General features: G+C 53.5%; 15 protein-coding genes. 4 read left to right on the top strand and 11 right to left on the bottom strand.

All coding sequences use genetic code 11. The features are described 5' to 3' along the window. Positions 1-47 precede the first annotated feature (47 nt). Positions 48-764 (bottom strand): DUF554 domain-containing protein, encoded by a 717-nt coding sequence (locus FN037_RS15900; RefSeq protein ID WP_142502671.1) that lies wholly within the window; start codon positions 762-764, stop codon positions 48-50. Between the two features lie 436 nt (positions 765-1,200). Here FN037_RS15900 and FN037_RS15895 point away from each other — a divergent pair, with 436 nt between their 5' ends. After that, on the top strand, positions 1,201-3,336 hold the full coding sequence (locus tag FN037_RS15895; RefSeq protein WP_142502670.1) for an ornithine decarboxylase: 2,136 nt from the start codon (positions 1,201-1,203) through the stop codon (positions 3,334-3,336). A gap of 179 nt (positions 3,337-3,515) precedes the next feature. On the opposite strand, the gene mltC is transcribed toward FN037_RS15895, so the two are convergent. The 3 genes from mltC to mutY are packed head-to-tail and all read right to left on the bottom strand — an operon-like array spanning position 3,516 to position 6,009. Beyond that, entirely contained in the window at positions 3,516-4,598 is a 1,083-nt protein-coding gene (gene mltC, locus FN037_RS15890; RefSeq protein WP_142502669.1) for a membrane-bound lytic murein transglycosylase MltC, read from the bottom strand. 52 nt (positions 4,599-4,650) lie between these two features. After that, complete coding sequence (locus tag FN037_RS15885) at positions 4,651-4,923, bottom strand: oxidative damage protection protein (protein WP_138360825.1); 273 nt, start codon at positions 4,921-4,923, stop codon at positions 4,651-4,653. A gap of 27 nt (positions 4,924-4,950) precedes the next feature. Next, complete coding sequence (mutY, locus tag FN037_RS15880; protein ID WP_138360824.1) at positions 4,951-6,009, bottom strand: A/G-specific adenine glycosylase; 1,059 nt, start codon at positions 6,007-6,009, stop codon at positions 4,951-4,953. A 136-nt stretch (positions 6,010-6,145) separates the two neighbouring features. Here mutY and trmB point away from each other — a divergent pair, with 136 nt between their 5' ends. From trmB to FN037_RS15865, 3 genes are read left to right on the top strand one after another with little or no spacing between them, the layout of a single operon-like run. Next, positions 6,146-6,865, top strand: a complete 720-nt coding sequence (trmB, locus tag FN037_RS15875) for a tRNA (guanosine(46)-N7)-methyltransferase TrmB (RefSeq protein WP_138360823.1) — start codon at positions 6,146-6,148, stop codon at positions 6,863-6,865. Next, complete coding sequence (locus FN037_RS15870) at positions 6,865-7,191, top strand: YggL family protein (protein WP_138360822.1); 327 nt, start codon at positions 6,865-6,867, stop codon at positions 7,189-7,191. Before trmB ends, FN037_RS15870 begins: the two co-directional genes overlap by 1 nt. 50 nt (positions 7,192-7,241) lie before the next feature. After that, positions 7,242-7,961 (top strand): DUF2884 domain-containing protein, encoded by a 720-nt coding sequence (locus tag FN037_RS15865; RefSeq protein ID WP_138360821.1) that lies wholly within the window; start codon positions 7,242-7,244, stop codon positions 7,959-7,961. A gap of 105 nt (positions 7,962-8,066) precedes the next feature. Here FN037_RS15865 and FN037_RS15860 read toward each other — a convergent pair whose 3' ends face one another. The 7 genes from FN037_RS15860 to FN037_RS15830 all read right to left on the bottom strand — a co-directional run bounded on the left by FN037_RS15860 (position 8,067) and on the right by FN037_RS15830 (position 13,799). After that, the gene (locus tag FN037_RS15860; protein ID WP_138360820.1) at positions 8,067-9,368 is read right to left on the bottom strand and encodes a TRAP transporter large permease; all 1,302 of its coding nucleotides are present in this window, start codon (positions 9,366-9,368) and stop codon (positions 8,067-8,069) included. Further along, positions 9,368-9,871, bottom strand: coding sequence for a TRAP transporter small permease (locus FN037_RS15855; protein WP_142502779.1), 504 nt, complete (start codon positions 9,869-9,871; stop codon positions 9,368-9,370). The genes FN037_RS15860 and FN037_RS15855 overlap by 1 nt, the downstream gene beginning before the upstream one ends. A gap of 47 nt (positions 9,872-9,918) precedes the next feature. Next, entirely contained in the window at positions 9,919-10,905 is a 987-nt protein-coding gene (locus FN037_RS15850; RefSeq protein WP_142502668.1) for a TRAP transporter substrate-binding protein, read from the bottom strand. Between the two features lie 305 nt (positions 10,906-11,210). After that, a complete protein-coding gene (gene hemW, locus FN037_RS15845; protein ID WP_142502667.1) occupies positions 11,211-12,347 on the bottom strand; it encodes a radical SAM family heme chaperone HemW in 1,137 nt (378 codons plus the stop codon). Further along, complete coding sequence (locus tag FN037_RS15840) at positions 12,340-12,933, bottom strand: XTP/dITP diphosphatase (protein ID WP_142502666.1); 594 nt, start codon at positions 12,931-12,933, stop codon at positions 12,340-12,342. Before FN037_RS15840 ends, hemW begins: the two co-directional genes overlap by 8 nt. A 12-nt stretch (positions 12,934-12,945) precedes the next feature. Further along, positions 12,946-13,236 carry a DUF167 family protein YggU gene (gene yggU / locus FN037_RS15835; RefSeq protein ID WP_138360816.1) on the bottom strand — a complete coding sequence of 97 codons (291 nt, stop codon included), beginning with the start codon at positions 13,234-13,236 and terminating at the stop codon, positions 12,946-12,948. After that, a complete protein-coding gene (locus FN037_RS15830; RefSeq protein WP_142502665.1) occupies positions 13,233-13,799 on the bottom strand; it encodes a YggT family protein in 567 nt (188 codons plus the stop codon). Before FN037_RS15830 ends, yggU begins: the two co-directional genes overlap by 4 nt. Between the last annotated feature and the right edge of the window lie 14 nt (positions 13,800-13,813).

Genomic DNA, 13,813 nt, shown 5'->3' with positions numbered 1-13,813 from the left:
AGCAGACTGAACAATCTATCATCACATTGAATCCAAAGCACGCATCATCAGGCGAATAATGCTGTCCAGGCGACGGAAATCGGCATTGCCAGCACCAGCGCGGGCAGCATATTCACCACTGCGAACATTTTAATCCCGCAGATACGCAAACCTGTCGCGAGCAGCAACATTCCCCCGACGGCGGTGAAATCCGCCATCATCATCGGTGTGGTCAGCGGCATAATCAATGACGCGCAGGTCGCCAGCGCTAACTGAATCAGCAGCATCGGTACGCAAATGGCGGAAACGGCCATTCCCAGGGTGCAGGCGAAAATGATGGAAGTAAAGAAGTCAAGAAACGCCTTAGCAATAAGGATGCTGGGGTCGCCGGTCATCCCTTCGCGCATCGCGCCGAAAATCCCGGTGCCGCTGGCGCAAAATAGCACGATGATGGCGACATAACTTTGAATATAGGACTCGTGCGTCGACGCCTTTTTCTGCCCTTTTTGGCGCGTAAGCAATTGCTGTAGCTTGCTGACCAGCGTATTAATGCCCTTTTCCATATTGCACACTTCACCCAGCAACGCACCCACCAGCGTTGAAAGCACCATCACTGGCAGGTTAACGCACTTGTTGACCAGCAGAATCCCGATACCTAACGAGGCGAGACCAAAAATAGAGGTCATTGATGTACGAATCCGCTCTGGTAATCTCTGACTTAACAGTGCGCCAATCATGCCGCCCAAAAGGACTGCGCTGGCGTTAATAAATGGCCCTGTAATCAAAATACAACTCCTGTTAATGATTTCTAATGATGCTGTATTATGGCGCGATTATACAGTGAAGGCTCGCGCCTCTGTGGTATGACGGCATAGGTAATTCATCTTGCGCGACCCCTATAAAGGTGACATGATTGCGCGAATTTTCTCCCCTTAAGAGATAAGGCCGCCGTGATGATGACATCGCTATTACATCGCCGTTGCCGCTGCGTACAGATGCGCAGGTTGCCTCGTCTTGCTACCCTTACTTTTCATCCCCTATCCACCATGCGGTGAGCGTAACGCATGCTCACTGCAGGACAACAGTAAGAGCGGACACGGTCTGCTTTTACTGATGTCTGGCGGTCGGAGCTGGGATCCAGTCAGGCCCTGACATTTCGTTGGCCAGCGCGTAGATGCCTGGCCGAAGCCTTTTACTCTCCGGAAACGGGTATTCGCGCTCATGAAATCAATGCACATTGCCGCCAGCCACGAGCTGGTATCCCGCCTGTCCACCCATCGCCTCGTGGTGGCGCTGGACAGCACCGATTTTACCGATGTGGCGGCAGTCGTTATCACCACAGCAGACAGCCGCAGCGGCATCCTTTCGTTGTTAAAACGTACCGGTTTCAACCTGCCGGTCTATCTGTTCAGTGAAACTGAACACGAAAAACCGGAAGGCGTGGCGGGGATCATTCGCGGTAAAGAGCAGGAGTGGCTGGAACTGGAAACTGCGGCCTGTAACTATGAAGAGAATTTGCTGCCGCCTTTCTTCGATACTCTGACGCAGTATGTCGAAATGAATAATAGCACCTTTGCCTGTCCCGGCCATCAGCATGGCGCGTTTTTCAAGAAGCATCCGGCGGGGCGCCAGTTCTTCGACTTCTTTGGTGACAATCTTTTTCGCGCTGATATGTGCAATGCGGACGTTAAACTCGGCGATTTGCTGATCCATGAAGGTTCAGCCAAATACGCGCAGAAGTTCGCGGCGAAAGTCTTCAACGCTGATAAAACCTATTTCGTGCTTAACGGTACTTCAGCGGCGAACAAGGTAGTCACCAACGCATTACTGACCCGCGGCGATTTGGTGTTATTTGACCGTAACAACCATAAATCAAATCATCATGGCGCGTTGATCCAGGCCGGCGCGACACCGGTTTATCTTGAAGCATCGCGCAATCCGTTCGGTTTTATTGGCGGTATTGATGACCGCTGCTTCGATGAAAAGTATCTGCGTGATTTGATTCGTGAGGTGGCGCCGGAAAAAACCGATATGCCGCGGCCGTTCCGTCTGGCGGTGATTCAGCTCGGTACCTATGACGGTACAATTTACAATGCGCGGCAGGTGGTCGATAAGATTGGTCATCTGTGTGATTATATTCTGTTTGATTCCGCATGGGTCGGCTACGAACAATTTATCCCGATGATGGCTGATTGCTCGCCGTTGCTGCTGGATCTGACGCCGGAAGATCCCGGCATTTTTGTGACTCAATCGGTGCATAAACAGCAGGCCGGCTTCTCACAAACCTCGCAGATCCATAAAAAAGACAATCACCTGCGCGGCCAGGCGCGTTTTTGCCCGCATAAGCGGCTGAATAGCGCTTTTATGCTGCATGCCTCAACCAGTCCATTTTATCCGCTCTTCGCAGCCCTGGACGTGAATGCCAAAATTCACGAAGGGGAGAGTGGGCGGCGCCTGTGGGCCGAGTGCGTGGCGCTGGGAATCGAGGCGCGTAAAGCGATTATCGCCAACTGTAAAATGATCCAGCCGTTTATTCCACCAGTGGTGGCAGGGCGTCCGTGGCAGGATCATCCCACCGAAGCCATCGCCCGCGAGCGGCGTTTCTTCAGCTTTGAGCCGGGGGCGCGCTGGCACGGTTTTGAAGGTTACGCCAGCGATCAATACTTCGTCGATCCCTGCAAACTGCTGCTCACCACACCAGGTATTGATGCGCAAAGCGGTGAATACACCGATTTCGGCATTCCGGCGACCATTCTGGCACACTACCTGCGTGAGAACGGTATTGTGCCGGAAAAATGCGATCTCAACTCAATTCTGTTCCTGCTGACGCCCGCCGAGAGCGCAGAGAAGCTGGCGCAACTGGTGGCGATGCTTGGGCAATTTGAGCAACATATTGAGTCCGATAGTCCGCTGGCCGACGTGTTGCCGACCATCTATAACAAGTATCCGGTGCGCTATCGGGATTACACCATTCGCGAACTGTGTCAGGAGATGCATGACCTGTACGTGAGCTTTGACGTGAAGAGCCTGCAGAAAGAGATGTTCCGCAAGCAGAGTTTCCCGCGTGCGGTGATGAATCCCCAGGATGCCAACGGTGAGTTTATTCGCGGTAACGTTGAACTGGTTCGCTTAAGCGAAGCCGAGGGGCGGATTGCGGCGGAAGGCGCATTACCGTATCCACCGGGGGTGCTGTGCGTCGTACCCGGTGAAATCTGGGGCGGCGCGGTGCTGCGCTATTTCCTGGCGCTGGAGGAAGGCGTCAATATGCTGCCGGGCTTTTCGCCAGAGCTGCAGGGGGTTTACAGCGAAACGGATGCGGATGGTATCAAGCGGCTGTATGGGTATGTGCTGCGTTAACGCCGGATAAGCGCTGGTAACTCTGGCGGTTCCAGCAGAAGAAGGCGCTTGAGGAGACAAGGGCGCTCAGATTGCTGATAAAGTGCGTTGGTCGCCGCCGACGGAAATACGAGCACAATGTCTGATACAGGTTTGTCATCAGTCTCAACGCCCTTGAGGAGACAAGGGCGTTTGGGGGATTAATAACGACGATAGCCTTTTTGCGCGGTGTTGACCTTGTACAGATAGCGGCGCGACTCCGCGGAGGGATGACGGCTGGTGATGGTCTGATAAACATCGCCCGGCGTCATGGTATTGATGATATTCGCAGCCTGAGTCTTATCGCTGGAGAAGAGACGCAGCACGCTGCCCGCGCCGCCGTTATACGCGGTAATCACCGCATAACGGCGTGAAGTTGGGTTCTCAATACCGGCCAGATAGACGTTGTTCAGCATCGCCAGATAAGCCGTGCCGGTGTTGATGTTATTGACCGGGTCGAACAGATAGCTGCGGCTCGGCAGGCCTGATTTCCCCTGCGAACGGAACACGTCCTTACCGGCGCTGTGCTGAACCACCTGCATCAGCCCCAGGGCGTCGGCATGGCTGACCGCATAGGGGTTAAAGGAGGATTCGGTTTGCATAATCGCCAGAATAAGCGACTCATCAACACCATATCTCTGTGATGCCTGGCGCACTATCCCAAGGTATTTATGCGCGCGTTTGTCCAGGTGGTTCGGCACCAGGTTAATGGTGATGCTGTAGATCATCCGTGGGCCATTCCTGCGGCTTTTCAGGCGGTTTTGCAGTAAATAGTCGGCAAAGCGCGAGGCGCGCCACTCCCAGCGAATTGACTCGCCGGTGTTATCCACCACCTGACCATAAAGAAACGGCTCTTTCGAAATCTGAATATCATCAATGTCGGAATAGAGGTCGATGGAGTTAGGATCGTCGCCCATCAGCAGGGTTTTAACGATCGCCTGGCGCAGACGACCCGCCGGGTCGGTACCGGCAATGGTTTCGACGGTAATGGTCCCTTTATCAAAGTTAATGTGGCTGCGGGTTTGATACTGGTCGGTGTATTTAACGTAGTCTTTCGGCCCGGCCAGTAGCACTTCGTTATAACCCCAAATGTTCTCGATGTTATGGGCGAACTGGCCAACCAGGATATCGAAGCCGTTGGTGTCCTTCACCCACGCCTCGTTATACCCGGTGTCTTTTTTTGGCGAACTGGAACACGAAACGAGCAGGGGCGCAATCAGCGCTAGCGCTAAGTATTTTTTCATCATTCCGGGAGTGCAAGTTGTGTTTGTGTGAGAAAGGGCCTGCAGGCCCTTATTATTTTTCTGGCGGCGTATAGCCTTCGATGTGTACGTCTTTACCTTCGAACAGGAACTTGACCATCTCCTGCTCCAGCAGTTTGCGGTGCTCCGGATTCATCATGCTGAGTTTTTTCTCGTTGATCAGCATGGTCTGCTTATGCTGCCATTGTGCCCAGGCTTCTTTGGAGATTTCGTTATAGATACGTTTGCCAATCTCGCCCGGATACAGCTGGAAATCCTGACCATCGGCTTCGCGCTGCAGGAAAGTACAAAAAATCGTTCTGCTCATTATTAATCCTCTTTAATCGCCAGAGAGCTAAACCGGTGCCCCGGCCTTCAATTGTTGCAACAGGCGCTCCACGGGGGCCGCCAGGCCGACGGATGGCGGCTGCGCTAAGTTATACCAGAGTGCGTTCCCTTCATCCATGCATGTGCTGGATGAATGTACTGTAAGCCACATCGGCACAATATCCAGATGGAAATGGCTGAAAGTGTGGCGGAACGCGGTTAATTGCGTCAGATTATCTGCCTTAATCTGACGTTGCGCCAGCCACTCACGCAGTGCATCTTCATCCTCAAACTGCGGGAAGCAGAACAATCCTCCCCACAGACCCACCGGTGGACGCTGAGAGAGATATACCTCATCGCCGTGCTGCATTAGCAGAAAATAACCGGTACGTTCCGGAAGCGTCTGTTTCGGTTTTTTCCCAGGATATTGAGTCCATGAATGATTTGCGTAGGCCAGGCAGCCGTTATTCAACGGACAAAGCTCGCATTTTGGCTTTGAGCGGGTACATACCATCGCGCCGAGATCCATCATCGCCTGGTTAAAACGTTCCACACCTTTGGCTGGCGTGACTTCATTACTGATATCCCACAGCCGCTTCTCAACCTCTTTTTTCCCCGGCCAGCCGCTGACAGCATAGCAGCGTGCGAGCACGCGTTTCACATTACCATCAAGAATCGGATAATGCTGACCGAGGGAAAGGGACAAAATCGCCCCTGCGGTGGAGCGCCCGACGCCGGGCAATGCGGAGACCTCATCAAAAGTTTGCGGGAATTCGCCGCCATGCAGCGTTGCGACCTGCTGCGCCGCTTTATGCAAATTGCGCGCGCGGGCGTAATAGCCCAGCCCGGTCCACAGATGCAGGACCTCATCAAGAGGCGCGTTAGCCAGGTCGTTAACCGTTGGAAAACGTGCCATAAAGCGGTCGAAATAGGGGATGACCGTCGCCACTTGCGTTTGTTGCAACATCACCTCGGAGAGCCATACTTTGTAAGGCGTCTTGCCGATTTGCCAGGGCAGGGTTTTACGCCCGTATTTGTCGTACCAGTCCAGTACCTGGGCTGAAAATTGCGCGGCGAGAAAAGTCAAAGCTACAGCTCCGGGATTGCGATTATAAGGTGGCAGATTGCAGCACAAGGGCGAGAGACTGTAAACCCTTGCATCCGCCGGGTAACTTTGGATAATGCCCGTTTTCCGAACACTCTCACAAGCAGACTTAACTTTTATGAAAAACGACGTCATATCCCCGGAATTCGATGAAAACGGTCGCCCGCTGCGCCGTATTCGCAGCTTCGTCCGTCGTCAGGGGCGCCTGACGAAGGGTCAGCAGCATGCGCTGGATAACATTTGGCCGGTGATGGGCGTTGAATTCAACGATGCGCCGCTCGATTTCGCCGCCCTGTTTGGCCGTGAAGCGCCGGTCACCCTGGAGATCGGTTTCGGTATGGGCGCTTCGCTGGTGGCCATGGCGAAGGCGAAACCGGAACAGAATTTTCTCGGCATAGAAGTGCATTCACCGGGCGTTGGCGCCTGCCTGGCTTCCGCCGAAGAAGAGGGTGTGCAAAACCTGCGCGTCATGTGTCACGATGCGGTTGAAGTCCTGCATACGATGATCCCGGATAACGCCCTGAATATGGTGCAGCTGTTTTTTCCCGATCCATGGCACAAAGCGCGGCATAATAAGCGGCGTATCGTTCAGCCGCCTTTTGCCGAACTGGTAAAAAGTAAGCTGAAACTGGGCGGTGTTTTCCACATGGCGACCGACTGGGCGCAATATGCCGAACATATGCTGGCAGTGATGTCTTCACTTGAGGGATACCGTAATCTGTCTGAGAACAACGACTATGTACCGCGCCCGGCATCACGTCCGGTAACCAAATTTGAACAGCGTGGTCATCGTCTTGGCCACGGCGTATGGGACTTAATGTTCGAGAGGGTGAAATAATGGCAACGAATCGTAGCCGTCGTCTGCGTAAAAAAATGCATATCGACGAGTTTCAGGAAGTGGGTTTTTCCGTGGCGTGGCGCTTTGCGGAAGGGACAAGCGAAGAGCAGATCGACCAGACCGTTAACGATCTGATTGATCAAGTGATTGAGCCCAATAAGCTGGCTTTTGACGGCAGCGGCTATCTCTCCTGGGAAGGTTTAATCTGCATGCAGGAAATCGGCAAATGTACCGAGGAGCATCAGACCCTTGTACGTCAGTGGCTGGAGGCGCGCGGCCTTGCCGATGTTCGCACCAGCGAACTTTTTGATATCTGGTGGGACTAAGTTTGACAAGGGTCGGCAACTGCCGGCCCGTTTTGTCTTAAGGGAGTAAAATGATGCGCAAAACGCTGTTGGCCGTGGCGCTTTCCGTCACCGCTTTGTCCGCGCATGCGGACTACCAGTGTAGCGTCACGCCGCGTGACGATGTCATCCTTAGCCCGCAGCAGGTGCAGGTGAAAGGCGAACACGGCGATCTGGTGATTAAACCGGACGGCAACTTGAGCTTTAACGGAAAAGCGTATTCCCTGAATGCCGCTCAGCGCGAGCAGGCTCAGGACTATCAGGCCAGCCTGCGCAGCAGTCTGCCGTGGATTGATGAAGGCGCACGTTCGCGGGTTGAAAAAAGCCGCGCCGCGCTGGATAAAATTATTACTGAACAGGTGGGCGCCAGCAGTAGCATGCATAGCCGCCTGACGAAGCTGGATGCGCAACTGAAAGCGCAGATGGGGCGTATTATTGAACATCGCAGCGACGGGCTGACTTTTCATTATAAAGCCATCGATCAGGTGCGCGCCGACGGCCAGCAACTGGTGAACCAGACCATGGGCGGCATCCTGCAGGACAGCATCAACGAGATGGGGGCGAAAGCGGTCCTAAAAGGCGGCGGTAACCCGCTGCAGGGGATCCTCGGCAGCCTGGGCGGCCTGCAAACGGCGATTCAGGAAGAGTGGAAAAACCAGGAGGCAGATTTCCAGCAGTTTGGTAAGGATGTCTGTAATCGCGTGGTTTCCCTGGAGGAGAGCCGCAAAGCGCTGGTGGGGTCGCTAAAATAATCTTTATTCCGCTACCTGCGCCTGCAGGTAGCGGAATCAGGTTCTGTGTTTATCCTTTTCGTTGTTGTCGGCTGCTGATAAAGCATCCTGAGTCATAGAAACAGGTTACATCAGCCCCAGTATCTGCGGAATAAACAGCGAGATCTGCGGAATATAGACAATCATCATCAGGGCAATCAGCAGGGCCGCGTAGAACGGCAATAGCGGCTTGATCAATTGCTGAATTTTAACGCCGGAAATCGAGCAGCCGACAAACAGCGCACTCCCCACTGGGGGCGTCAGCAGACCGATACACAGGTTAGCGACCATCATAATGCCGAAATGCACCGGATCCATACCTAAATCCTCGGCGATTGGCAGGAAGATTGGCGTGAAAATCAGCACCGCCGGAGTCATATCCATAAAGATCCCGACGATTAAGAGCACGATATTAATCAGTAGCAGAATCACCACCGGGTTTTCAGAAACCCCCATCAGCGCGTCGCTTATCATGTAGGGAATATCGGCATTGGTCATTGCCCACGACATGCCGACCGAGAAACCAATCAGCAGCAGCACGATAGAGGTCATCACCACGGATTCAAGAATCAGCTTTGGCAGATCCCGCCATTTCACTTCCCGATAAATGAGGACCGACAGGATAAAGGTATACACGACGGCAATAGCGGAGGCTTCTGTTGCCGTGAAGATGCCGCCGAGGATCCCGCCCATTACGATGACAACCAGCAGCAGGCTGGGCAACGCGTCGAAAAACGCTTTTACCGCCTGGGCGCAGGTCGGGCGTTCAGAGACCGGGTAGTTGCGACGCTTAGCAATGATGGCGCAGACAGTCATGATCGACAGGCCCATCAGAATGCCGGGCAGATAACCTGCCATAAATAGCGATGCGACCGAGACGCCGCCCGCCGTCAGCGAAAAGACGATCAGCACGTTTGATGGTGGAATTAACAGGCCCGTGATGCAGGATGAGACGTTAACCGCCGTAGAGAAGGCCGGGTCATAACCTTTTTGCGTCTGGATAGGATTCAGCGTTCCACCCACCGCAGCGGCAGCGGCGACAGCCGAACCTGAAATGGAGCCGAACATCATGTTCGCCAGCACGTTGACATGACCCAGAGAGCCCGGGACGCGCCCAACCATCACCTGCGCCAGATTAATTAAGCGTATAGCGATTCCACCGCTGTTCATTAGCGTACCGGCAAAGATAAAGAACGGGATAGCCAGCAGGGCGAAGTTATCCAGTCCGTTCGCCAGGCGCTGAGAAACGGTGATTGCCGCGATATCCCAGGGGAACATCATTAGCATCGAGCCCACGGTGGCGATACCAATAGAAAAGGAGATAGGTACGCCAATAAAGACCAGCACAAAGAAAGAACCGAACAGCGTCAGTGCAATATAGCTATCCATTAGTGTGCTCCCGCTTCAGCGTGCTTCATGTTTTTCAGACCGCTGCTAATAAAACATAACGCGTAAAACATCATGATGATGCCAGTTAGCGGCAGGATCAGATAAACATAACCCATCGGAATCTGCATTGCCGCTGAGACCTGGGCGGTTGACAGTGTTTTTTCAATCAGCTTCAGGCCGCCGGTGACGATCACTGATCCGGCAAAAATAAAGATCAGTAAATTAATGATTACGCTGAGAAATGCCTGTTTGCGGGGCGACAGCGTCATCGCAAGCAAATCGATAGCCAGATGACGCTGAGCGCCAACAGTGTAAGCTGCACCCAGCAGGCCGACCCAGATCATTAAAAAGCGGGCCAGTTCATCGGTCAGGGTACTTGGCGTGTTTAATACGTAACGACTGAATACCTGCCAGACGACGCAGACAACCAGCGCTACCATGACGGCGACAGAGAATGCGGCGATCGTGCGATCCACCGCCAGTTTTATGCGGTTAAGTATCATCATTGATTCCCCGATGAAAACGGGCCAGTTGCCGGCCCATTAAAGTTTTATTCGGCAGCAGCTTCAAATTTGGCCAGCAGAGCAGCCTGTTTCGGGTCTTTTTTGAAGTCATCAAACAGCGGCTGTACGGCCGCACGGAACGGCGCTTTATCGACTTTAACAATTTCGCCACCCATGGCTTTTGCCTCTGCGCGGGTGTCGGCATCGATCTTTTCCCACAGCTGTTGTTGATAAACTTCTGAGGATTTAGCCGCTTTGGTCAGGATTTGTTGCTGCTCTGGCGTGAGCTTGTCCCAGGTGCGACTGGAGATAACGAGGAAATCCGGGATTGAGGCATGTTCGTCTTCGGAGAAAACGTTAGCGATTTCGATATGGCGGGTCTGAACCCAGGAAGGAACGTTATTTTCCGCACCATCCACGACGCCCTGCTGCATGGCGGTATAGACTTCGCCAAAGGAGATGGGGGTTGGCGACCCTCCCATTAATTCAATCATCCTGAGCGTTGTCGGGCTGGCCTGGACGCGGATCTTCAGTCCTTTTAAATCTTCCGGTTTGGTGATGGGCTTTTTGGCATAAAAACTTCGTGTACCGGCAACATAAGCAGCAAGCGCAAAGAACCCTTTGTCTTTAGTGGACGCCATTATTTCCTTGCCCACTTCACCGAAGACAACTTTATTAAAATGCATCTGGTCTTTAAACAGAAACGGCAGGTTATAAATCGCGTAGATATTATCAAATGACTCCAGATCGCTGGCAGAACCTTTGGTCATATCCAGGGCGCCATTTTGTAATAGCTCCATGGTTTCTCGCGCGCTACCCATCTGGCTACTGGGGTAAATACGTATCTTCATATTACCGCCGGAAAGTTGGTTAACCTCTTTGGACATCTTTTCAAAAGCCTGATGAACAACGTGGCTGCGCTCAAGGTTATGCGCCAGTTTTAACGTAATTTTCTCCGCCGCGCCGGCACCTGAAGAGAGTAGGGCAAGCAGAGATACGCACGCCAGTGAACAAGGGAAAGAGAATTTTTTCATGAATCGGCTCCATGCACATAGGTTAATTGGTCAATATCTTGAGCATATTTCCTTCTTTCTGTATGACATGTTATCCTGGCTGTCTGACATCTTTAAGCTATCTGACTCACAAATTTTTTCAGTGACGCAATGAAATGCATGGTTTTGTGCTTAATCTCATATTTATTATTGGGTAAATAAGTTTGTTTCATTTTTTATTGTAAATTTCGCACGAATGATTCGAAAATAATAATATTGACGTATCGGAAAAAGCGAGCAATGAAATATCCCGCCCTATTTTTATCGCGGGATATAAATTAAAGGGATTATTCGTGAAGGAATAATTCGAGGAGAGAATTTAAAAACAGCTTACCGTGCCCGGTAATCTGCCAGCAGCGCTTATCTTCCGTCAGATAGCCCTGGGCAATCGCCGCATCAATCTGTGGGCGGATGGTGCGCTCATCAAGCCCGGTGTAGCGGCTGAATTGATCGCGCGGCGCCGCTTCCAGCAGGCGAAAACGGTTCATAAAAAACTCGAACGGTTTATCTTCAGCTTCCACATCATGCTGGCGTTCAAGGTAGCGACCTGCCATATAGCCACGCGGATGCCGGGTTTTTGCCGTCCGCAAAATCCGCCGGTCCGGGAAGGTCACTTTCCCGTGCGCGCCGCAGCCGATGCCCAGATAGTCGCCAAAGCGCCAGTAGTTCAGGTTATGCTGGCACTGATAACCCGGCTTAGCATAGGCGGAAGTTTCATATTGCTGGTAGCCCGCCGCGCTTAGCAGATGATGCCCCTGCTCGAAGATATCCCACAGGGCATCGTCATCCGGCAATACCGGCGGACGCGAGCCAAACAGGGTGTTGGGCTCAATGGTCAACTGATACCAGGAGAGATGCGGTGGGCTGAGCTCAATGGCCTGGCGCAGGTCGTCCAGCGCCTCCTCCAGCGACTGATCGGGCAGGCCGTGCATTAAATCAAGGTTAAAACTGCGCAGCCCCAGACTGCTTGCCAGGTTTGCCGCGCGTTTCGCCTCCTGCGGGCCATGAATGCGCCCGAGACGCTGGAGCTTCTGCTGGCTAAAGCTCTGGACGCCGATAGAGATACGGTTGATGCCCGCGCGCTGATACTCCACGAAACGATCCGCTTCCACGGTACCAGGATTGGCTTCCATGGTGATTTCCGCATCGGCCGCCAGCGGCAGAGACTCGCGAACGCCATCAAGCAGGGTTTGCATTGCCGGGCCGGAGAGCAGGCTCGGCGTACCGCCGCCGATAAAAATCGTCCCAATTTCTCGCCCCTGCGCATAATGGGCGTCAGCCCGCAGATCGTTCAAAAGATGCTGAACGTAATCGTCGTGCGGCACGTCGCCTTTCAGCGCGTGCGAGTTAAAATCGCAGTACGGGCATTTTTGCACGCACCACGGGATGTGAATATAGAGGCTGAGAGGCGGCAAATTAGCCATTACGTAAGGCGTCCAGTAACAGTTTCAGCGCCCGCCCGCGGTGGGAAATCGCGCTTTTCTCTTCGCGGGTCAGTTCAGCTGCGGTTTTCCCTTCCGTCGGAACAAAGAAAATTGGGTCGTAGCCAAAGCCGCCGCTGCCTGCGGCTTCGCGTGCGATGATGCCGGGCCAACTGCCGTGGCAGACCAGCGGCGTCGGATCTTCCGCGTGGCGCAGATAAACCAGCACACAGTGGAATTTGGCCTGGCGTTTATCGTCCGGCACGTCCTTCAACGCAGCGAGTAACTTTTCCAGGTTCTGTTGGTCGGTCGCATCTTCGCCGGCATAGCGCGCGGAATAGATGCCAGGCGCGCCGCCCAGCGCATCGACGGCCAGCCCGGAGTCATCGGCGATGGCCGGCAGTCCGGTAACTTGCGAGGCATGGCGCGCTTTCAGAATGGCATTTTCAATAAACGTCAGACCGGTTTCCTCTGCGGAATCGACGCCCAGAACGGTCTGAGCGACGATATCGAGGCCAAAATCTGCCAGTAACGAGGCCAGCTCACGCACTTTTCCGGGATTGCCGGTGGCGAGAACAACTTTTTGCATAATCAATCCTGTTTATTCTGTCAGCGCGGCGATCCCGGCCGGGATCTGCTGCGGATGAATGATTTTTATCTGTTTGTGACGGCCCAGTTCGCCCTTTTCAATAACAATCTGGCTTTTCGCTACGCGAAACTGTTTGGCGAGGAATTTAACCAGATGGGCATTGGCCTGGCCGTCAACGGGGGGAGCGGTAATGGCGACTTTCAGCTCGTCGCCATGTAAACCAACGATGCTGTCTCGGCTGGCTTTAGGCTGAATATACAGCCGCAAAACCAGCCCGTCAGCGCGGACTTCAACGGCACTCATAGCGCCATCCACAGTCCCGGAAGCAGAATGTTGCCGGTAGCCTGCAACAGTTCGGCGATACCCATATTGATAACGTACAGCAGCAGAACCAGCACCATCGGGGAGAAATCAATCCCACCCATTGATGGCAGCATTCTGCGGATCGGGCGCAGCAGCGGGTCAGCCAGTTGCATAAGAACATATTCCACCGGGCTGCGGCCCTGGCTTACCCAGCTCATAATGGCCATCAGCAACAGCACCCAGAAAATCAGCGAGCCCACGGTTTTAATGAGGATCAGCAGCGCAGAAATCCAGATAATGGGCTGGAAAGTCACGACCATAAACAGGACGATGGCTTTCACGACGCAAAGAATAAATGCAACCAGCAGGGAGGCGCTATCGAGCGGCCCCATTGCCGGAATGATGCGGCGCAAGGGGCCAACGACAGGCTGCGTCGCTTTGACCACGAACTGCGAAAACGGATTATAAAAATCGCAGCGCGCCCACTGCATCCAGACGCGTAACAACACGACCATTGTATAAAGTTCAATGGCCGTTGAAAGCAGGAAAGTCAACGTCTTCATGGCGTTCCTCAGGT

The organism is Klebsiella sp. 2680 (assembly GCF_900198535.1).
Taxonomy (GTDB): domain Bacteria; phylum Pseudomonadota; class Gammaproteobacteria; order Enterobacterales; family Enterobacteriaceae; genus Klebsiella; species Klebsiella indica.
The sequence above is the reverse complement of the archived record's forward strand: the minus strand, read 5'-3'. Positions and strand labels throughout refer to the sequence as shown.